The following is an 18,756-nucleotide window of genomic DNA, read 5'->3' on the forward strand; positions in this document are numbered from 1 at the left end:
AGTGAAACGACTCAGCGCCGATGATAGTGCGGGTTCCCGTGTGAAAGTAGGTCATCGTCAGGCTCTTACAGCCCAGAAAACCCCAGTCAGCTTTGACTGGGGTTTTTTGCTTTGCGCCTCTGAAAGGCAATGCTGAGAACTCAGGCGTTATGAACAAATGAGTGGTCCATTGAAGCCGCACCAACGGCAATCAATTCACCCAGGATATCGCCTGTCAATAAATCCAATTCAACGCCGCTGAAAAAGCGCGCGTGAATGCTCGCAAGATAAGGCGTGCTTCTGAGCCAGCCGTTCCACTGCTCAAGACCGATTGACTGCAGTTCAAGCAACTTGAACTTCATCAGTACCTTGATGGCGTGGCGAGCGTGCTTCACAGGAGCCCGGCGCAGACCATCGAGTCGGCGACGAGCCACCGAGAGAGATCTTTCAACGTCACCGAAGATTGCGCCGTGCCCAGGAATGACCTGGCGCGGCGCCAAGGTCTCGATCAAATCCAGCGTGGCCGCCATATCCCCGAAAGAGGGCTCGCCGGCCAACTCCGGAAATGCCACCCCGAACCCGTTCTCCCACAAGGCATCTGCGGAAATCAGCGTCCGTGACACCGGCTCGAACAGAATGACCGAGTGAGGATCGTGTCCTGGCGCTGCATGAATCTGCCAGCGCCGGTCACCCAGCAAGCAATCCGTTCCCGGTTGCAGCAAGCCCGTCAGCTCAAAACGCGGACAAACCTGCCCGGTCGCCACAAAACTCAGGGCCTCTTCGTCCCACCGTTCGACGAGCTGCGCCTCTCCCGGAGGAATGTCGGTGCGAACGCCAGGGTAGCGCGCCTGCAATGCGGCGTTCCCGCCGCAGTGATCGCTGTGAAGGTGTGTGTTCAGGATGCGTTGGAGCGGCCTCTCGCCGAGCACCGACGCGACAAGTGCCACCGTTTGCTCGGCATGCGTCGAGTACCCGGTATCGACCACTGCCGTCTCCTCGCGCCCAACGAACAGCACATTGTTCGACGACAGCCAGCCCCGCTCGAGCACCACGACATTCGCCGGCAATCCGGCGCTCGCCGCTGGATGGCTGCTCATTCAGGCGCTCGCACTGGAGCGAAGTTCACGCCGCAGGATCTTCCCGACGTTGGTCTTCGGCAGAGACTCCCTGAACTCGATGTGCTTCGGTCGCTTGTAGCCAGTGAGTTGCGAGTGGCAATACTGAAGCACCGCATCTTCGGTGAGCGCGGGATCCCGTCGAACCACGAACACCTTGATGGCCTCGCCTTGCTTCTCGTCCGGCACACCGACGGCCGCGCATTCGACCACCCCGGGGCAGAGCGAAATCACATTCTCGAGCTCGTTCGGGAACACGTTGAAGCCGCTTACCAGGATCATGTCCTTCTTGCGGTCGACGATGCGGCTGTAGCCATCTTCCTGCATCACGGCGATATCACCAGTCCGCATGAAGCCATCAGCGGTGAACGCGGCTGCGGTCTCGGAAGGCTGGTTGTAGTAGCCCGTCATCACGTTGGGCCCCTTGATGCAGAGTTCGCCAGACTGACCCACGGGCACTGAATTCCCGTCGTCGTCCTTGATCGCGATCTCGATGCTCGGCAACGGCAGGCCGATGGTCCCGGTGAAGCTCGTGTTCGACACCGGGTTGTTGGTACCGATTGCGCAGGTCTCGCTCATGCCCCAGCCTTCGATCATCGGACAGCCCGTGGCCTCGAACCACTTTCGCGCAGTGCCTTCCGAGGCGGCCATGCCGCCCGCCTGCGAGACGAAGAGCGTGGAGAAGTCGATCGACTTGAACTCCGGGTGCATGAGCAGCGCATTGAACAGCGTGTTCACCGCCGGCAGCATGTGGAACGGCCGCTTCTTGAGCACCGCGATGAACTTGTCGAAGTCGCGCGGGTTCGGAATCAGCGTCATATGCGAGCCCTGGCGGATCACCAGCAGGCACAGGGTCAGCGCGAAGATGTGATACAGCGGCAGCGCCGCGATGCTGTTGACCTTTGCCAAATCCCCGGCACGTGCCAGAGCCGGCGTGAACCAGGCCTCGGCCTGCAGCGTGGCCGCGACGATGTTCCGGTGCGTCAGCACAGCGCCTTTCGACAGGCCGGTCGTTCCACCCGTGTACTGCAGGAACGCGATCGAATCGAGCGTGCTCTGGTCGGGACCCAGCGTGCGGCCGCGTCCTTCGGAGATCGCCTCGTTGAACGGCGTCACGGTGCGCCCGTCGCTCAACGGCAGCTTGTAGGCCGGCACCATCTTCGCCAGATGCCGCACGGCCGTCGTGATCCAGGCGCCATACAGCCCGCCCAGCAGGTCGCCCATCGAAGTCACGACCACATGCTTCAAGGGCGTGCGCTCGATGACCTTCTCGAGCGTCGACGCGAAGTTCTCCAGGATGACGATCGCCGTGGCGCCAGAGTCCTTCAACTGATGCTCCAGCTCGCGGGCCGTGTACAGCGGATTCACGTTCACACACGTGTAGCCCGCGCGCAGCACGCCGCACATGGTGACCGCGAACTGAGGGATGTTGGGCAGCATGATCGCCACCCGCGCGCCCGGCTCGAGCCCTTGCCCCTGCAGCCAGGCACCCAGCGCCTTCGACAGCGTGTCGAGCTCGCCGTACGACATCCAGCGCTCCATGCAGACCGAGAACGGCCGGTCGGCATAGCGGCCGAACGCCTCGTCGAACATGTGAGGCAGGGAACGGTACTGCTCGGGATCGATCTCGAGCGGTACGCCCGCCGGATAACTGTGTTGCGCCGATGTTTGCATGCAAGCTCCTTTGGCGCGGATTGTGGGAGGCACTGTGCCTCCCCCGCCAGCGGGCTTGTCCTAGGGACCGCGCATGGGATGTCGCGCTCGCGATAGCTGCGCCGCGACCACTCCCGGCAAAAGAATCAGGCCCTGCCCGACTCACCCGGCAGCAGCACCCCGGCCTCGATGTCGCTCGCGGCCTCCAGCGACCCGTACAGCGGCGTGAAATCGGGCGCCGTCAGGTCGAACAGCTGCGCGAAGCTGTCGATCACGAAGTAGTTGGCCTGGTACGTATCGATCTTGTAGCGCGTGCGCATGGTGCGCAGCAGGTCCAGCGGCAGCCGGCGCGGCTCGTCGCTGAGCACCGCATGCTTCAGCTCGCCCACCGAGCTCAGGATGCCGGCGCCATAGGCGCGCAGCCCGTCGGGCTGGCGAATCAGGCCGAACTCCACCGTGTACCAGTAGAGCCGCGCCAGCTTCTCGCCCGCGCCCAGTTCGTGCGCCTTGATGCCGCCCGCGCCGTAGCGCTGCACGTAGTCGGCGAAGGTCGGGTCGAACAGCATCGGCACGTGGCCGAAGAGGTCGTGGAACACGTCGGGCTCGACGATGTAGTCGAACTCCTCGGGCTTGCGGATCCAGTCGGTCACCGGGAACTTGCGGTTGGCCAGCAGCGTGAAGAAAGGCAGCTCCGGAATCAGCCCCGGCACCGCCACGATCTCCCAGCCGGTCGCGCGGTGCAGCCGCTCGTTGAGTTCGTCGAAGCGCGGGATGCGGTCTTTCACGCCGAGCGACGGCAGCGCCTTGATGAAGGCGTCGCATGCCAGCCCCGGCAGCTGCGCTGCCTGCCGCTCGTAGAGCCGCTTGTAGGTGTCATGGTCGGCCGGCGTGTAGCTCGCCCAGTCCTGCGGGCAGGTGTAGTCGGCCAGCACGGTGCCGCCGCGCGAGTAGTCGCCGCGCGGCGGGCGGTCCGAAGCGCCATAGACGGCAGGGGTGACAACGGCGGCGGCAGGGGTGTCCATGAATGAAAACGATCGCTAGAGAGTTATTTGAGCCAGCGGTCCATCGTGCGCTGGAAGTCACCGCCGGCCTGCTGCAGGTGCAGCCATTGGTCGACGTACGATTTGAAGGCCACGTCGTCGCGCGGCAGCATCCAGGCCATTTCGCCGTACTGCAGCGGCTTGTCGGGGTTGACCGCGCACAGGCCCGGCTTGAGCTTTTGCTGCGTGATGGCCTCGGCCGCTTCGGTCACGAACACGTCGGCGCGGTTGGCAAGGATCTCGTCGAAGATCGTCACGTTCTCGCCGTGCAGCGTGAGCTTGGCCTGCTTGAAGTTGGCGCGGGCGAAGCGTTCATTGCTGCCGCCCGGGTTGAAGATGACGCGCACCGACGGTTGGTCGATGGCCGCCACGCTCTGGTATTTGCCCACGTCGGCGCAGCGCGCAATGGGCGTCTTGCCGTTGACCATGTAGGGCGCGCTGAAGAAGGCGCGCTTCTGCCGCTCCGTGGTGACCGACACGCCTCCCACGGCGATGTCGCACTTGCCGGCGGCCAGGTCGGGCAGCAGGTTGGCCCAGGTGGTCTTGATCCAATCGGGCTTGGCGCCCAGGCTGGCGCTGAAGCCCGTCATCAGGTCGACGTCGATGCCTTCGAACGAGGCATCGGTTTTCTGGAAGCTGAAGGGCTTGTAGTCGCCCGGCGTGCAGATGCGAAGCACCGCGGCCTTCTGCACGGCATCGAGGTGCGAGCCGGCCACCAGCGGCATGGCCGCCGGTGCCACCGGCGCCGACGGCGACATGGCGCAGCCGGAAAGAACGGCGGCTGCCGCCGCGATGGAAGTCAGACCGATCGAAAACGTGCAGCTGCGCATGCCGGGCTCCTGGAGCAGTTAGGGAAGGAGCCTTATTTTGCGGCGCTCAGCACGCCACGGCGCATCTGGTCGAGCTCGATGCTCTCGAACAGCGCCTTGAAGTTGCCGTTGCCGAAGCCGTCGTCGCCTTTGCGCTGGATGAACTCGAAGAAGATCGGTCCGAGCTGGTTCTCGCTGAAGATCTGCAGCAGCAGCGCGTCCTTCTTGCCGTCGATCAGGATCTTGCGCTTCTGCAGCTCCGCCACGCTCTCGCCATGCTCGGGGATGCGCTTGTCGACCAGTTCGTAGTACGTGTCGATGGTGTCCAGCAGCGTGACGCCCTTGGCGCGCAGTTCGTCGACGGTCGCGTACAGGTCGTCCGAGCCCATGGCGATGTGCTGGATGCCTTCGCCCTTGTACATGTCCAGGTACTCCTGGATCTGGCCGGCCTGTTCCTTGCCCTCTTCGTTGATCGGGATGCGGATCTTGCCGCAGGGGCTGGTCATGGCCTTGCTCTTCACGCCTGTGACCTGGCCTTCGATGTCGAAGTACTTGATCTCGCGGAAGTTGAAGAGCTTTTCGTAGAAGCCGGCCCAGACGTTCATGCGGCCGCGGTAGACGTTGTGCGTCAGGTGGTCGATGTAGGTCAGTCCGTTGCCGAACGGCGACAGCGCCTGCTCCGGCGCGATGCCGGGCAAGGCCTCGAAGTCGACGTCGTAGAAGCCGATGTTGCCGATGTCGCCGGGCTTGGCGCCGTTCTTGCCGGGCCAGCGGTCCACCAGGTAGATCAGGCTGTCGCCGATGCCCTTGATGGCGGGGATGTTCAACTCGCCAGGGCCGGCCTTGTCGGCGAAGCCCCAGGCACCGAGCGAGGTGGCGCGCTCGTACGCCTGCTTGGCGTCCTGCACGCGGAACGCGATGGCGCACACGCTCGGGCCGTGCTCGCGCGCGAATTTCTGCGCGAAGGAGTCGGGCTCCGCGTTCAGGATGAAGTTGATCGTGCCCTGGCGGTACAGCAGCACATTCTTGTGGCGGTGCTTGGCCACGGCCGTGAAGCCCATGCGCTCGAAGACCTTGCCCATGGCGACCGGATCGGGTGCCGCGTACTCGATGAATTCGAAACCGTCGGTGCCCATGGGGTTCTCCCAGGGGGTGAAGGCGGGTGCGTCGGCATGGCTCATGTGCGGTCTCCGAAAGAGGTGGGGTTTCGATGAATAGGGCGCGACGTCGGGGCGAAGTCGGCCGGTCATGCAATGTAGGCCGAATGCCTCTCAGGTTTTCTGCGTTTCCGGGCGCTCAGCCTGGCCTTGGCGCAGTAAAACTGCAAAAATAGAAGAATGGAAGCACTAGACAAGATTGATCGGCTCATTTTGCGCATGCTGCAAGCAGACGGGCGCGCCACCTATGACCAGATCGCCGAGCAGGTCAGCCTGTCGCCCAGCGCGGTGCTGCGCCGCGTGAAGCGGCTCGAGGAGCAAAAGGTCATCGACCGCTACGTGGCGCTGGTCCAGCCCGAAGCCGTCGGCCTGGGGCTCACCGCCTACCTCAACGTGCGGCTCGAGAAGCACACCGAAAGCCACAAGCGCAACCCGATGGACCTGTTCCGCGCCAGCGTGCAGACCTGGCCCGAGGTGGTGGAGTGCGCCGCCCTCACCGGCGACATGGACTACCTGCTGCGCGTGGTGGTGGCCGACATGGCCCACTACAGCCGCTTCATCATGGACACCCTGCTCAAGCACCCCAGCGTGCAGGACTGCAAGACCAGCTTCGTGCTCGACCGTGTCAAGGCCACCACAGCTGTGCCGGTTTAGCCACATCCGGTTGCGCGAGCGCCACGCGCGTCGGCATTGGTTCACGAATGTGTCCGGCGATTGACCTTGCGGACTTGTTGATTAAGGGAAAACCCTTAAATTCGACCCATGCTCACCGCCAAGACCCTCCTCAAAGCGTCTCTCGGCCTCGGCTCTTTCCTCAGGGCGCCGATGGTTGAAGCGCAACCACGCGCCGCCAGCGCGCCTCAACCCGTGATGGTGCCGATCCGCTCGATCGGCCCGCGCGAACGCGAGCGCATCGCGCGCCACCTGCTCGACCTGACCCCGCACGACCGCTACCTGCGTTTCGGCTATGCGGCGGCCGACGAACAGGTGCAGCGCTACGTCGACGGCCTCGATTTCGAGCGCGACGAGCTCTTCGGCATCTACAACCGTCGACTCGACCTCATTGCGATGGCGCACCTGGCCTTCGCGCCCGGCGACCAGCACAGCGACTGCGCCGAGTTCGGCGTGTCCGTCTCGGCGCACGCCCGCGGCCGGGGCTACGGTGCGCGCCTGTTCGAGCGCGCCGTGGTGGTGGCCCGCAACGAAGGCGTGGGCATGCTCTTCATTCATGCGCTGAGCGAAAACGCCGCCATGCTGAAAATCGCCCGCAACGCCGGCGCGACCGTGGTGCGCAGCGGCGCCGAGGCCGAAGCCCACCTGCAACTGCCCAGCGCCACCTTCGACAGCCGCATGAGCGAAATTGCCCTGGCGCACTACGCCGCGGTCGACTTCGCCCTCAAGAGCCGCGCCAAGCAGTTCTGGTCCTTCCTGGCCAGCCTGCAGGAAGTGCGCAGCGGCATGCGCGCCGCACGCAGAAAATCGGGCTCCTGAGCCCGCGCAGGGGCGCCGAACGGCTTGTGACGCCCGTGCGATGGCGCCGGTCATGTGCAATCCGTTATCCTTGCCCCTCCTCAACTAAGCCCTCCCGCAGTGGCCGAACCTCACCCTGAACGCGCTCCCGTTGAACGGGAAGACAAACGCGGCTTTCTGCAGAAGCTCGCCGAATTCATCCACCCCGGACCAGACTCGCGCGACGAGCTGATCGAAACCCTGGCGGACGCCGAGGACAACGAGGTGATCGGCGCCGAGTCGCGCGTGATGCTCGAAGGCGTGCTGCGCATGGCCGACATGACCGCCGGCGACGTGATGGTCGCCGCGCCGCGCATGGACCTGGTGAACATCGATGCGCCCTACGACGCGTTGCTGCACCTCGTCATCGACACCGCGCACTCGCGCTTTCCGGTGTACGAGGGCGAAAAAGAAAACATCATCGGCATCCTGCTCGCGAAGGACCTGCTCAAGCTGCAGCGCGCGCCGGGCCTGAACATCCGCGCGTTGCTGCGCCCGGCCACCTTCGTGCCCGAGAGCAAGGGCCTGAACGACCTGTTGCGCGAGTTCCGCGGCAACCGCAACCACCTGGCCATCGTCATCGACGAATTCGGCCGCGTGGCCGGCCTCATCACCATCGAGGACGTGCTCGAGCAGATCGTCGGGGAGATCGAGGACGAGTTCGACATCGCCGAGGACGAGGGCGACATCTTCGGCCTGGCCGACCACACCTACCGGGTGTCGGGCGACACGCCCATCGAGCGCGTGGCCGAGGCCTTCGGCATCACCTTCGACGAAGAACAGCTCAGCGAAGACTTCGACACCATCGGCGGCCTCATCGCGCACGAGATGGGCCACGTGCCCAAGCGCGGCGAGCATCACGCCATGGGCGGCTTCGACTTCGTGGTGCTGCACACCAAAGGCGGCGCCGTGCGCTGGTTCAAGGTGTCGCCGGCCCGCGGCGGCGACGCGGCCGACTGATGCCGCTGCCCGCAGCAGCGACGGCGCGCGCGGCGCAAGCTGTGCCCGCCTCCCCCCAGGCGGCCTGGTTCCGCATCCTCGGTTTCGGGTTGGCCGGGCTGGCACAGGCGCTCTCCATCGCATGGCCGGCCGACGGCCGGCCGCTCTGGTGGCTGCAGCTCCTGTCGCTGGGCGCGCTGGTGTGGCTGCTCGACGGCCTGCGCGCGCAAGGCGCGGGCTGGCGCCGTGCCAGCCTGCACGGCTGGCTCTTCTCGACCACCTGGCTCACCGGCAGCTTCTGGTGGCTCTTCATTTCCCTGCACACCTACGGCGGGTTGCCGGCGCCCTTGGCCGTCATCGCCGTGGTGGCGCTGGCCGCGGCGCTCGGGCTCTACTACGCCGCGGCCGCCGCATGGTTCGTGGTGCGCGGCCCCAAGGGGCGGGTGACGGGCGCGCTCGTCTTCGCGGCGTTGTGGACACTGGCCGAACTGGTGCGCGGCAGCTGGTTCACGGGTTTTCCGTGGGGCGCCGGCGGCTATGCGCATGTCGAGGGGCCGCTGGCTGCGCTGGCGCCGTGGGTGGGCGTGTATGGCATCGGCGCGGCGGCGGCGCTGGTCGCGGCCCTGGTCGCGCTGCATCGGCCCGTTCGCACCGCCGAGTTCGCGCAAGGTCTGGTGCTCATCGCGCTGGTGTTCGCCGTGCCGCACCTGGTGCCTTCGCTGCGCAGCGACGTGCAAGGCGACAAGGGCGCGACCGGCAAGCTCCAGGTCGCGCTGCTGCAGGGCAACATCCCGCAGGACGAAAAATTCGTTCCCGGTGGCGGCATCGAGACCGCGCTGCGCTGGTATGGCGAACAGCTGCGCGACGCCAAGGCCTCGCTCGTGGTGACGCCCGAGACCGCCTTGCCGCTGTTGCCGCAGCAGTTGCCGGCGGGTTACCTCGAAGCCATCCAGGCGCGCTACAGCCAGGGCACGCAGGCCGCCATCGTCGGCCTGCCGATGGGCGGGCAGGGCACCTACAGCAACTCGGTGCTCGGCTTCCGGCCCGGCGCCGCGCAGGCCTACACGTACAGCAAGCACCACCTCGTGCCCTTCGGCGAATTCATTCCCATGGGTTTTCGCTGGTTCATCCAGATGATGAACATTCCGCTGGGCGACTTCTCGCGCGGCGGCCTCGCGCAGGCGCAGTTCCTGTGGCAGGGCCAGCGCATTGCGCCGAACATCTGCTACGAGGACTTGTTCGGCGACGAGATCGGCGCCAACTTCAAGGACGAGGCCACCGCCCCCACCATCCTGCTCAACGTGAGCAACATCGCGTGGTTCGGCGACTCGGTGGCCATCGACGAGCACCTGTCCATCTCGCGCATGCGCGCACTCGAATTCGCACGGCCCATGGTGCGTGCCACCAACACCGGCGCCACGGTCGTCATCGACGCCGAAGGCCGCGTGACGCACGCGCTGCCGCGCCTCACGCGCGGTGTGCTCGAGGCCAGCGTCGAAGGCCGGCGCGGGCTCACGCCGTATGCGCGCTGGGTGGCGCCCTTCGGCCTGTGGCCGCTGTGGATCCTCGCGCTGGCCATCGTGGCCGCGGCCTTCGTGCTCGGCCGCCGCCGGCGCTGAGGCTCAGGCGGGCTGCGCGGCCTTCACCGGCCAGTCGCGCAGCTTGCCCGGGTTCAGCAGCCCCATCGGGTCGAAGCGTTTCTTCACCTCGATGACTTCCGGCGGCAGCGGCCCGCCGGCCTTGCCGTCTTCCACGATGTTCACGTGCGGGTTGTTGATGTGCACGTTGTGCGCGCGGTGGATGTCGATGATCTCGTTCAGCCGCTCCTCGGTGCTGAAGCGAACCAGCTGCAGGCCGCTGCAGGTCAGCAGGCCGCCCACGTTGCGCAGGAACTCGACGTGCATCATCACCTCGCCGCCCAGCAGCTTTTCCATCTCGATGATCTGCTCGACATGCTTGCCGGGAATGAAGCCGCTCTGCAGGTAGGTCAGCGTCGGGTCGATCTTCAGTGCGTGCAGCGTGGTGTGGTTCCAGGTGAACTCCATCAGCGTGCGGTTGCTCTTTTGCACTTCGGCGGCCGTCTTGCGGTAGCCCACCGTGCCGCCGTGCGCTTCCACCAGCAGCATCATGGCGGGCTCGTTCGACTCGGCCACCAGCGAGAGCACCGTGTGGCAGCCCTTGGGCAGATGCGCTGCCAGTTGCGCCAGGTGGTCGGCGACCGGCGCCGCAAAGAAGGTGACACCGCGCTTCACGATGCCGGGCGCGTTCGCCAGCTTGTCCGCGAAGTTCAGCGCGTTCTCGAAGCTGTCGAAGGTCACCAGCGTCTCGAGCCACGGGTGCGCGGGTGCCAGCGCAATCTCCAGCTCCAGCACGAGGCCGTTGGTGCCCCACAGGTGGTGCATGCGCATGGCGTCGGGGCCGCGCAGCTCGACCATCTGCGGCTCCGCCTCGATGGTCATCGCGCGAATGCCGATCACGTTGCCCGGCGCGCTCAGCGGCCCGTAGTTGATGGAGCCCACGCCGCCGAAGCCGCCGCCGAACAGGCCGCCCAGCGTGGCGCTTCGGTAGGTGGAGGGCACGCAGCGCATCTCCTGCCCCGTAGGCCTGGTCTGTTTCTCGAGCTCGCCCAGGCGGATGCCGGCCTGTGCGCGCGCCACGCCGGGCCGCACCCACAGGCAGGCGTTGTAGCCCGTCATGTCGAGCACCACGCCGCCCGCCAGCGGCGTGGTCTGGCCGTAGTTGCCGGTGCCGCTGCCGCGGATGGTGATCGGCACGCCGCGGCGTGCGCAGGCGCCGACCACCGAACGGATTTCTTCTTCAGTGCGCGGGCGCACGACCACGTCGGCGCGCTTGTCCTTCAGCTGACGCGTGAGCACCGGGCTGAACCACGAGAAGTCTTGCGACAGCCGCGTGACGCGGCCTTCGTCGGTGATCCAGTCGAGGTCGGGGAGTTCGAGCAGCAGTTGCTCGATGACGGAAGCGGGAGCGTTCATGGTCTAGGTCAATCCTGGGAAAGTTCGCTCGCGTGCCACGAGCCCAGCGCCACCTTGGTGAGCCAGGCCATCAGCACGAAGAGCGCGACACCGGTGAGGGAAATCAGCAGCAGCGCGGCGAACATGCGCGGAATGTTCAGCTGGAAGCCCGCCTGCAGGATCTGGTACGCCAGCCCCGCGCCCGAGCCGCCCGTGCCGGCCACGAACTCGGCCACCACCGCGCCGATGAGCGCCAGCCCGCTCGAGATGCGCAGCCCGCCGAAGAAGTAGGGCAGCGCGCTCGGAATGCGCAGGCGCACCAGCTGCTGCCAGCGCGTGGCGCGGTTCAGCTTGAAGTAGCTCTGCAGGTCGGGGTCGATGCTGCGCAGGCCCAGCGTCGTGTTGCTGATGATGGGAAAGAGCGCCACCAGCGCCGCGCACACCGTCATGGCCGCCACCGGGTTCTTCACCCAGATGATGATCAGCGGCGCCACTGCCACGATGGGCGTCACCTGCAGCAGCACGGCGTACGGAAAGAGCGCGGTCTCGATGCGCTTGCTCTGCACGAACAGGAACGAGATCAGCACGCCCGCCACCGTGGCCAGCAGGAACGACAGCACCGTGATCTTCAGCGTGACCAGCAGCGCGTTGCCCAGCGGCGCCCAGTCGGTCACCAGCGTCTGCATCATCAGGTAGGGCGAGGGCACCAGGTAGGGCGGCAGCTCCATCGCCACCACCATCCATTGCCACAGCGCCACCAGCACCACGCCGATGAGCACCGGGTAGAGCACGCGCTGCACGCGCGGCTGGCTCAGCAGGGGGCGGCTCGGCTTCTTCGCGGGCTTCATGGCGCCGCCTCCTCTTCGGTGGTGCTGGCGCGCAGCAGGCTGTCCTGCAGTTTCTTGGCGTAGCGCGCGAACTCGGGCGTGACCATGAAGTCGGCGCTGCGCGGATAGGGCTCGTCGATCTGGAACTGCTCCACCACGCGGCCGGGCCGCGCGGCCATCATCACCACGCGGCTCGACAGGAACACCGCCTCGTGAATGGAGTGCGTCACGAAGATCACCGTGAGCTTCTTCTTGCGCCACAGGTCGAGCAGGTCGGCGTCGAGCTTGTGGCGCGTGATTTCGTCGAGCGCGCCGAAGGGCTCGTCCATCAGCAGCAGGTCGGGCTGCGTGACCAGGCCGCGCGCAATCGACACGCGCATCTGCATGCCACCCGAGAGCGCACGGGGAAGCGCATTCGCAAACTTCTCCAGCCCCACCAGCGCGAGCGATTCCGCGACGCGCGCATCGGCCTCCTTGCGCGGCACGCCGGCCAGGTCCAGCGGCAGGCGCACGTTGGTCTGCACGCTGGCCCAGGGCATCAGCGTGGCCGACTGGAACACGAACGACATCTTGCGTTGGCTGTCGTGCAGCTGGCTCACCGGCTTGCGCCACACCAGCAGGCGGCCGTCGCTGGGCTCGAGCATGCCCGCCACCATCTTCAGGAGCGTGCTCTTGCCGCAGCCCGAGGGCCCCAGCAAGGTGACGAACTCGCCCTCGGCGATCGACAGGTCCACCGGCAGCAGCGCCTGCGTGCCGTTGGGGTAGGTCTTCTCGGCCGAGAGAATTTCGACGGCGGGCACCGACGGCGCGAGTTCCGGCGGCGGTGCCAGCGTGTGGGGTTCGATGCGATTCATGCAAAGGGCCTTTCGAGAACGGCCGCAACGCGCGGCCGCCTGGTTTCAGGGCTGAACAAGGTCCAGGGTGTCAGGGCAGGACCTTGGCGTCCTTCACGAACTCGGTCGTGTAGGTCTTGGCCAGGTCCACCTTCGCGGGGTCGAGCAGCTTGGCCGTCACCAGGAAGTCGTAGCTCGCCTTGGCGCGCGCGTCGGTGATCACGCCGATGCCCAGCTTGGCTGCGTCGCCGCCGGTGATCATTCCCATCTCCTTGAGCTTGGCCACGCTGTAGGCCAGCTGGTCGTCGGTCATATTGGGGTTGTCCTTCTTGATCAGCGCGTTGGCGGGCGCCGGGTCGGCCAGATAGCTCTTCCAGCCTTCGGCCGAGGCCTTCACGAACGCGGCGACCTGCTTGTTGCGGTCCTTCAGCGTCTTCTCCATGCACGACACCGTGGTGGCGTACGCCGGGAAGCCGTGGTCGCTGAACATCAGCACCGTGCTCTTCACGCCGGCCTTTTGAATGGCGTAGGGCTCGGAGGTCAGGTAGCCCTGCTGCGCGGCGTTCTTGTCCGCCACGAAGGGCTGGATGTTGAAGGTGTAGGGGCGCGTCTGCTCGTCGGTGAAGCCGAACCTGGCCTTCAGCCAGGGCCAGTAGCCGCGCTGCGCCTGCGCGCCGATGAGCAGCGTCTTGCCCTTGAGGTCCTCGAACTTCTTCACGTCGTCGTGCGCGATCAGCACCTGCGGGTCCTTCTGGAAGAAGGCCGCCACGTTCACCACCGGCACGCCGCCTTCGCGCACCTGCATCATCTGGATGTCGCTCGAACCCATGATGCAGTCGGCCTGGCCGGCGGCCATCATCTGCGTGATGTTGACCTGCGGGCCGCCCATCTTGATGGTCACGTCCAGGCCGTACTTCTTGTAGATGCCCTGCGCCACCGCCTGGTAGAAGCCGCCGTGCTCGGCCTGCGCGTACCAGTTGGTCATGTAGGTGAACTTGTCTTCGGCCTGCGCGGGCGCCGCGGCAAGGAAGGCGATGGCGGCGGCGCCGGCCAGGGACAGTGCGAAGGAGCGCATGAAGTAGACCTCTCGAAGGCTGGGAACGTTGAAAAAGGGAAAACGGTGAAGGGGGCGATGCAAAAAGCGGGCTCAGGCCGGTTCGAAGTGCTGCTGGATGAAACCCTGCTGGTGGCCGCGCTCCCAGGTCGCCTCTTCGCGCACCACCCAGCGCAGCGCGTAGAGCTCGGTGAGCGCCTGAGCCCAGCTGTCGGAAAGCGTGTCCAGAATTTCCTCGCCCTGCTCGCGCGTGGCCGTGGTCGGGTCGCCGATGACGCCGCTCGGCCCGAAGTCGCGCGCGGTCCACGCGCAGGCCGGGCGGCCGTCGGCCGACAGCAGCTTGATGGGAAAGGGCGGCGGAAAGTTGGCCACCGCGCGCTCCATGTGCACCGTGTCGGGCGCCAGGGCCAGCATCAGCGCGGTTTCGGAGTGGCCCGCATGCATCGCGAGCTTCTTCTCCTGCTCGCTCACCTGCTTGCTCGCCGCGCTGGGCAGGCGCGACACGCCGTGCGGCACGATCACGAAGTCGCCGTGGCGCAGGCGCAGTTCGCGCGCCGCCATCTCCAGCACCTGCGGCTGGCCGCCGTGGCCGTTGGCGAACAGCAGCTTGCGAAAGCCCGAGCGGTAGACCGACTCGCCGATCTCGATCACCGTCGACAGCAGCGTGGTGCCGGTCAGCGTCATGGTGCCGGGAAAGTGCAGGTGCTCTTCCGACTTGCCGTAGGTGATGGTCGGCAGCGCAAAGGCGCGCACGTCGGCCGGCAGCTTCTCCAGCGCCTTGCCCATCACGCCGGAACTGATCACGCTGTCGACCGAGCACGGCAGGTGCGGGCCGTGCTGCTCGATGGCGCCGCAGGGCAGCACGATGACGGTGTTCTCGCGGTCGGGCAGTGCGGCGATCTCGGTCCAGCTCAGATAGGGCAGGAAGCGGTGGGGCGGAATGTAGCCGTGGAGCATGGGGGTCCTTGTCGGTGGTTCGTGTGTGGGGTCACTGAACGCAAAGTGCGTCGCCGGTGCGCTGCAGCCACGCCGCGGGCACGGCGCCGCGCGTCACGCGGCCGTCGCGCAGCACCACGCGGCTCGCGGTGCGCGAGGGCCAGCCGTGGCGGTCGGCGTCGGTGAAGAGCACCAGGTCGGCCGCCTGGCCGACCAGCGTGGGATGGGCCGGCGCCGGCGAGCGCCGCAGCCAGTCGCCGCGGCACAGCGCCTGCGACCAGGTGTCGAAGGGCTCGTCGAGCTGCGCCACCAGCGCGGCCGTGCCCAGCGCCTCCACCGGGTCGAAGCTGCCGAGCCGGCAGAAGGGGTCCTGCACGTTGTCGCTCGCGAACAGCAGTGGAATGCCGCGCTCGCGCGCTTCCTTCACCAGCGTGATGCCGCGCAGCCGCGGCGTGCGCCCGGTGACGGCGTCCTGCAGCAGCAGGTTGGTGGCGGGCAGGGAGACCACCGTGATCGGCGCGCGCGCCACCGCATCGAGCGTGGCGAGGGCCTGCGCCTCGGGCTGGGCCGCCAGCGCGCAGACGTGGCCGCAGACCACGCGGCCTTCGTAGCCGATCTCGCGCAGGATGCGTGCCGTGGTCTGCAGGCCGACCGCCGCGGCGTTGAGCTCCTCGTCCACGTGCAGGTCGATGTCCAGGTCGCAGGCCTGCGCCGACACCAGCAAATTGCGCAGCGCGTTCTCGCTCCAGTTGGTGGAGTGCACGAAGCCGCCCAGCAGCGCATGCGGCCCGGTGGCCTTGACCTGTCGGGCGAGCCGCAGGGCCTGCGCCGCGTCTTCGAACAGCGGCAGCTTGATGAGGCTCACCTGCTCCAGGCGCACCCTGCCGGCCCACTCCTGCGCCAGCTCGGCCATCACGGGCCAGGCCATGGGCAGCGCGTCGGGCTCCCACCAGTCGACGTGCGTGCGCACGTGCGTGGTGCCGCATTCCCAGGCCCACTGCAGTCCGCGCGCGGCGCGCTCGCGCACGTCGGCGGGCGTCCAGTGCACGCGGTCGGCCAGCATTGCGTCGATGGCGCCCAGCAGGCCGGGCTGCACCTGCTTCATGCGCGGCAGGGTGAAGGCCTTGTCCAGGTGCGTGTGGGCGTCGACGAAGCCGGGCAGGGCCAGCGTGCCGGCCACGTCCCAGCCCGAGGGGGTGTGGGTGTCTTCGTCGGCCACCGGGCGCACCGACTGCACGCGGCCGGCTTCGATGGCCACGCGCGCCAGCACCGGCACGCCGTCGCGCTGGGGCCAGTCGGTCGGCAGCAGCCAGCGCGGCAGCCGCACGTTGTTCAGCAGGGTGGGCGTGGGGCCTTGCGCGCTCATGCGAATCGCGCCATGGCCTGGCCCACGCGCGCCATGAAGCGCTTGAGCTGGGGCTCGGTCGCCACGTTCATGTGGTAGTGGGCGTGGTAGTCCACCTTGGCGCCCCAGCCGGTGAGCCGTTTCATGTACCGCGTCACGATCTTGCGCGGTGGGTCGCCCATGTACATGGCCACCCAGCGCGGCCGTCCGTAGGTGACCACGGCGCTGATGCGCTTGATGTGCGTGAGCATCGGCTTCACGTTGGCCGGGTCGCTGATGTCGAAGGCCACGCCCGGCATGAAGAGCCGGTCGAAGTAGCCCTTGAGCATGGCCGGCAGGCCGAAGCACCAGGTCGGAAAGCAGAACACGATGCCCTCGGCCCACTGCAGCCGGTCCACATAGGACTTCAGCGGCAGCTGGTTGGCCGGCACGTCGTGGTAGCCCAGGCGCTCCTCGCGCGACAGCACTGGGTTGAAGCCCTCGGCGTAGAGGTCGCAGTCGTCCACCTCGTGCCCGGCGGCGCGCAGGTTCTTCAGCACCTCCTGGTGCAGGGCGGCATGGAAGCTGGTTTCGACCGGGTGGCAGTAGACGACGAGCACGCGCATGGTGTGTTTGACCGCTTAATCAGAGCAAGTGGTCAGGTTATGCAAGCGACGTGCCAATCCGGGTGCACCGGCTTGGGGCGCGCAACGGGCCAGGGGTCCCTGCGCGAAAAAACACCATCCGGCGGGGCTGCTGCGCCCCGCCGGGCTCTCAGAGGATCAGGAGGTCACGGGCGAGGCCGCGACGAGATGCTCCGTCAGGAACCACACCTGCAGCTCGTTGGTGCGCAGCACATTGCTCACGAACACATCGTTGCTGCCCGGGTCGCCCGCCTCGTCGACCTCGTCGGCCGCCTTGCGCGCCTCGATGATGATGTGCTCGTGCGCTTCGGCCAGGCGGCGCAGCTGCACCGCGGCCGGTTCACGTCCGCGCGGGGGGCGCGCGATCTTCGTGGTCTCCGCGATGTCGCCCGCCATGGCCAGCGCAATGCCGCCCAGCAGCTGGATGCGTTCGGCCAGGATGTCGACCAGCAGCACCTGCGCTTCGAAGTGCTGGTCGTACATCAGGTGCAGCTGGTTGAAGGTCGGGCCCACCACCTGCCAGTGGTGCTTCTTGTACATGTCGCGCAGGGTGATGGTGTCGGCCAGGCATTGGTTCAGCAACGCCACGCTCTGCTTGCAGACCTTTTCGGACAGGCCGTTGGGCATCTTCACGATCTCGCCGTAGCGCTGGGTCTCGTGGCTGGGTTGCTTCAGGTCCGGCTGGACCTCGGCGCGCGCGGGTGTGGTTTTCGGTTTGCTGGCCATGGGAGTGCTCCTGGAAGGGACGTTGGAAACCTTCGGTTCTAGCCCCCGTATCGCGCCCCGTACGTAGGCCGCAGGGCCGGTTGCGATGACGCCGAACGCCTGCAGCGCGCGTCGGCAGCCTTCAACTTTCCCCCGCGCTGCCGATAGGCAAGAGCAGGGTGCCGTGGTGGCGCCCCTCACCTCTGGATTGACGGATCGGGCTTGCATGAAGGGAAGTCGGCTTCCAACCGGGCGCCGCTTTCATGGCGCGGCAGCCGCGCTGCTCCTTGCGCCGCTGGTGCTTGTGCCGCTGCCGTGCGCGGCGGAGTCCGGCAGCGGCGGTGAAGGCGCGAGCGCCCGGTTGCGCATCACCGTGGTCGTGCCGCCCGTGTTCCGGGTGCTGCAGGTCACGCCGACGGCCGAGGGCTACGACTACCGGGTGTGGACCAACATGAAATCGATCGTCATCGGTGGGCGCGCCTACCGGTTCGAGCGCATCGGCGAGACCACGCTCAAGCTGCCCGCATCGCCGGACGGGGCCTGGATCGTCTACGGGCTGTAGGCGGCAGCCTCTGCTCAAGGCTTGATGCCGCAGCCGCCCAGCACGAACGCCACGAGTTCGCGCGCGATCGGTTCGCGCTCGATGGGCGCGTCGGGCGGCAGGCCGAGCATCACGCGCGTTTGAATGGCGTAGTCGGCATAGCTCTGGGTCATGGCCCAGATGTGCATCAGCAGGATGCGCGCGTCCAGCGGTCGCATCTGCCCGCGCGCGATCCAGCCGTTGATGATGTCCACCTTCTTCTGCGTCCAGGCCCGCGCGTTGGGCCAGTAGCGGTCGAGGTTGCGCCCGCCGTCGAGAATTTCGCGCGTGAAGATGCGCGACATCTCGGGGCTGTCGATGGCGTGGTCGAGCTTCTTGCGGATGTAGTCGCCCAGCACCGTGGCCGGGTCGCTGGCGTCCTCGAACGAGAACACCACCTTCCACGCGTGCAGCACCTGCATCAGCAGCTCTTCGTAGAGCTCTTCCTTGCCGACGATGTAGTAGTGCAGCTGGGGCTTGGTCAGGCCCGCGCGCGCCGCGATGGCCTGGGTCGAGGTGCCCTTGAGCCCGTGCAGGCTGAACTCGGTGACCGCCGCGGTGCGGATCGCCGCCATGATCCGTTCGCGCCCGGGACGCGCACGCGAGAGCGGGCCGTCGGGGGCGGGCATTTCCTGGGCTGCGGAGGCGGGAAGGGCGGCGGAATCGGCGTTCATGACGGG

At 66.9% G+C, this 18,756-nt stretch carries 19 protein-coding genes; 5 read left to right on the forward strand and 14 right to left on the reverse strand.

Going from position 1 to position 18,756, the window contains the following annotated elements:
• Positions 1 to 140: 140 nt before the first annotated feature.
• The 5 genes from ACSFBM_RS13475 to hppD all read right to left on the reverse strand — a co-directional run bounded on the left by ACSFBM_RS13475 (position 141) and on the right by hppD (position 5,777).
• Positions 141 to 1,076, reverse strand: coding sequence for an MBL fold metallo-hydrolase (locus tag ACSFBM_RS13475; RefSeq protein WP_435484804.1), 936 nt, complete (start codon positions 1,074 to 1,076; stop codon positions 141 to 143).
• Complete coding sequence (locus ACSFBM_RS13480) at positions 1,077 to 2,768, reverse strand: AMP-binding protein (RefSeq protein WP_435484805.1); 1,692 nt, start codon at positions 2,766 to 2,768, stop codon at positions 1,077 to 1,079.
• A gap of 125 nt (positions 2,769 to 2,893) precedes the next feature.
• Positions 2,894 to 3,769 carry a phenylalanine 4-monooxygenase gene (gene phhA / locus ACSFBM_RS13485; protein WP_435484806.1) on the reverse strand — a complete coding sequence of 292 codons (876 nt, stop codon included), beginning with the start codon at positions 3,767 to 3,769 and terminating at the stop codon, positions 2,894 to 2,896.
• A 23-nt stretch (positions 3,770 to 3,792) separates the two neighbouring features.
• On the reverse strand, positions 3,793 to 4,617 hold the full coding sequence (locus tag ACSFBM_RS13490; RefSeq protein WP_435484807.1) for a transporter substrate-binding domain-containing protein: 825 nt from the start codon (positions 4,615 to 4,617) through the stop codon (positions 3,793 to 3,795).
• A 32-nt stretch (positions 4,618 to 4,649) separates the two neighbouring features.
• Entirely contained in the window at positions 4,650 to 5,777 is a 1,128-nt protein-coding gene (gene hppD / locus ACSFBM_RS13495) for a 4-hydroxyphenylpyruvate dioxygenase (protein ID WP_435484808.1), read from the reverse strand.
• Between the two features lie 156 nt (positions 5,778 to 5,933).
• Here hppD and ACSFBM_RS13500 point away from each other — a divergent pair, with 156 nt between their 5' ends.
• From ACSFBM_RS13500 to lnt, 4 genes are all read left to right on the forward strand, one after another.
• Positions 5,934 to 6,407: an Lrp/AsnC family transcriptional regulator gene (locus tag ACSFBM_RS13500; protein WP_435484809.1), complete on the forward strand. Its 474-nt coding sequence runs from the start codon at positions 5,934 to 5,936 to the stop codon at positions 6,405 to 6,407.
• 108 nt (positions 6,408 to 6,515) lie between these two features.
• The gene (locus ACSFBM_RS13505) at positions 6,516 to 7,244 is read left to right on the forward strand and encodes a GNAT family N-acetyltransferase (RefSeq protein ID WP_435436713.1); all 729 of its coding nucleotides are present in this window, start codon (positions 6,516 to 6,518) and stop codon (positions 7,242 to 7,244) included.
• A 99-nt stretch (positions 7,245 to 7,343) separates the two neighbouring features.
• Positions 7,344 to 8,222 (forward strand): HlyC/CorC family transporter, encoded by an 879-nt coding sequence (locus ACSFBM_RS13510; protein ID WP_435436714.1) that lies wholly within the window; start codon positions 7,344 to 7,346, stop codon positions 8,220 to 8,222.
• Positions 8,222 to 9,820, forward strand: a complete 1,599-nt coding sequence (lnt, locus tag ACSFBM_RS13515; RefSeq protein WP_435484810.1) for an apolipoprotein N-acyltransferase — start codon at positions 8,222 to 8,224, stop codon at positions 9,818 to 9,820. The genes ACSFBM_RS13510 and lnt overlap by 1 nt, the downstream gene beginning before the upstream one ends.
• A 3-nt stretch (positions 9,821 to 9,823) precedes the next feature.
• Here the strand turns inward: lnt and ACSFBM_RS13520 are convergent, their stop codons facing one another.
• The 8 genes from ACSFBM_RS13520 to ACSFBM_RS13555 all read right to left on the reverse strand — a co-directional run bounded on the left by ACSFBM_RS13520 (position 9,824) and on the right by ACSFBM_RS13555 (position 17,517).
• On the reverse strand, positions 9,824 to 11,194 hold the full coding sequence (locus ACSFBM_RS13520) for an FAD-binding oxidoreductase (protein WP_435484811.1): 1,371 nt from the start codon (positions 11,192 to 11,194) through the stop codon (positions 9,824 to 9,826).
• An 8-nt stretch (positions 11,195 to 11,202) separates the two neighbouring features.
• On the reverse strand, positions 11,203 to 12,021 hold the full coding sequence (locus tag ACSFBM_RS13525) for an ABC transporter permease (protein WP_435436717.1): 819 nt from the start codon (positions 12,019 to 12,021) through the stop codon (positions 11,203 to 11,205).
• Complete coding sequence (locus tag ACSFBM_RS13530; RefSeq protein ID WP_435484812.1) at positions 12,018 to 12,854, reverse strand: ABC transporter ATP-binding protein; 837 nt, start codon at positions 12,852 to 12,854, stop codon at positions 12,018 to 12,020. The genes ACSFBM_RS13525 and ACSFBM_RS13530 overlap by 4 nt, the downstream gene beginning before the upstream one ends.
• A 70-nt stretch (positions 12,855 to 12,924) precedes the next feature.
• Positions 12,925 to 13,908 (reverse strand): ABC transporter substrate-binding protein, encoded by a 984-nt coding sequence (locus ACSFBM_RS13535; protein WP_435484813.1) that lies wholly within the window; start codon positions 13,906 to 13,908, stop codon positions 12,925 to 12,927.
• A gap of 72 nt (positions 13,909 to 13,980) precedes the next feature.
• Positions 13,981 to 14,844, reverse strand: a complete 864-nt coding sequence (locus ACSFBM_RS13540) for a creatininase family protein (protein ID WP_435484814.1) — start codon at positions 14,842 to 14,844, stop codon at positions 13,981 to 13,983.
• Between the two features lie 31 nt (positions 14,845 to 14,875).
• Positions 14,876 to 16,189 carry an amidohydrolase family protein gene (locus tag ACSFBM_RS13545; protein WP_435484815.1) on the reverse strand — a complete coding sequence of 438 codons (1,314 nt, stop codon included), beginning with the start codon at positions 16,187 to 16,189 and terminating at the stop codon, positions 14,876 to 14,878.
• Complete coding sequence (locus tag ACSFBM_RS13550) at positions 16,186 to 16,773, reverse strand: NAD(P)H-dependent oxidoreductase (RefSeq protein ID WP_435436722.1); 588 nt, start codon at positions 16,771 to 16,773, stop codon at positions 16,186 to 16,188. The genes ACSFBM_RS13545 and ACSFBM_RS13550 overlap by 4 nt, the downstream gene beginning before the upstream one ends.
• 156 nt (positions 16,774 to 16,929) lie before the next feature.
• The gene (locus ACSFBM_RS13555; protein WP_435484816.1) at positions 16,930 to 17,517 is read right to left on the reverse strand and encodes a Dps family protein; all 588 of its coding nucleotides are present in this window, start codon (positions 17,515 to 17,517) and stop codon (positions 16,930 to 16,932) included.
• Positions 17,518 to 17,722: 205 nt separating this feature from the next.
• On the opposite strand from ACSFBM_RS13555, the gene ACSFBM_RS13560 reads away from it, so the two are divergent.
• Positions 17,723 to 18,058: a hypothetical protein gene (locus tag ACSFBM_RS13560; protein WP_435484817.1), complete on the forward strand. Its 336-nt coding sequence runs from the start codon at positions 17,723 to 17,725 to the stop codon at positions 18,056 to 18,058.
• A 14-nt stretch (positions 18,059 to 18,072) separates the two neighbouring features.
• Here ACSFBM_RS13560 and ACSFBM_RS13565 read toward each other — a convergent pair whose 3' ends face one another.
• Positions 18,073 to 18,750 carry a TetR family transcriptional regulator C-terminal domain-containing protein gene (locus ACSFBM_RS13565; protein ID WP_435436725.1) on the reverse strand — a complete coding sequence of 226 codons (678 nt, stop codon included), beginning with the start codon at positions 18,748 to 18,750 and terminating at the stop codon, positions 18,073 to 18,075.
• Positions 18,751 to 18,756: the final 6 nt, after the last annotated feature.

Origin of the sequence: Variovorax pasteuri (assembly GCF_051216435.1) — a bacterium.
Lineage (GTDB): Bacteria > Pseudomonadota > Gammaproteobacteria > Burkholderiales > Burkholderiaceae_C > Variovorax.

Coding starts and splice junctions, on each gene's coding strand:
- phhA (WP_435484806.1), bottom strand. CDS start 3,769: ATGGACACCCCTGCCGCCGCCGTTGTCACCCCTGCCGTCTATGGCGCT.
- ACSFBM_RS13490 (WP_435484807.1), bottom strand. CDS start 4,617: ATGCGCAGCTGCACGTTTTCGATCGGTCTGACTTCCATCGCGGCGGCA.
- ACSFBM_RS13560 (WP_435484817.1), top strand. CDS start 17,723: ATGAAGGGAAGTCGGCTTCCAACCGGGCGCCGCTTTCATGGCGCGGCA.
- ACSFBM_RS13525 (WP_435436717.1), bottom strand. CDS start 12,021: ATGAAGCCCGCGAAGAAGCCGAGCCGCCCCCTGCTGAGCCAGCCGCGC.
- ACSFBM_RS13500 (WP_435484809.1), top strand. CDS start 5,934: ATGGAAGCACTAGACAAGATTGATCGGCTCATTTTGCGCATGCTGCAA.
- ACSFBM_RS13475 (WP_435484804.1), bottom strand. CDS start 1,076: ATGAGCAGCCATCCAGCGGCGAGCGCCGGATTGCCGGCGAATGTCGTG.
- lnt (WP_435484810.1), top strand. CDS start 8,222: ATGCCGCTGCCCGCAGCAGCGACGGCGCGCGCGGCGCAAGCTGTGCCC.
- ACSFBM_RS13520 (WP_435484811.1), bottom strand. CDS start 11,194: ATGAACGCTCCCGCTTCCGTCATCGAGCAACTGCTGCTCGAACTCCCC.
- ACSFBM_RS13530 (WP_435484812.1), bottom strand. CDS start 12,854: ATGAATCGCATCGAACCCCACACGCTGGCACCGCCGCCGGAACTCGCG.
- ACSFBM_RS13505 (WP_435436713.1), top strand. CDS start 6,516: ATGCTCACCGCCAAGACCCTCCTCAAAGCGTCTCTCGGCCTCGGCTCT.
- ACSFBM_RS13535 (WP_435484813.1), bottom strand. CDS start 13,908: ATGCGCTCCTTCGCACTGTCCCTGGCCGGCGCCGCCGCCATCGCCTTC.
- ACSFBM_RS13540 (WP_435484814.1), bottom strand. CDS start 14,844: ATGCTCCACGGCTACATTCCGCCCCACCGCTTCCTGCCCTATCTGAGC.
- ACSFBM_RS13565 (WP_435436725.1), bottom strand. CDS start 18,750: ATGAACGCCGATTCCGCCGCCCTTCCCGCCTCCGCAGCCCAGGAAATG.
- ACSFBM_RS13550 (WP_435436722.1), bottom strand. CDS start 16,773: ATGCGCGTGCTCGTCGTCTACTGCCACCCGGTCGAAACCAGCTTCCAT.
- ACSFBM_RS13545 (WP_435484815.1), bottom strand. CDS start 16,189: ATGAGCGCGCAAGGCCCCACGCCCACCCTGCTGAACAACGTGCGGCTG.
- ACSFBM_RS13480 (WP_435484805.1), bottom strand. CDS start 2,768: ATGCAAACATCGGCGCAACACAGTTATCCGGCGGGCGTACCGCTCGAG.
- hppD (WP_435484808.1), bottom strand. CDS start 5,777: ATGAGCCATGCCGACGCACCCGCCTTCACCCCCTGGGAGAACCCCATG.
- ACSFBM_RS13555 (WP_435484816.1), bottom strand. CDS start 17,517: ATGGCCAGCAAACCGAAAACCACACCCGCGCGCGCCGAGGTCCAGCCG.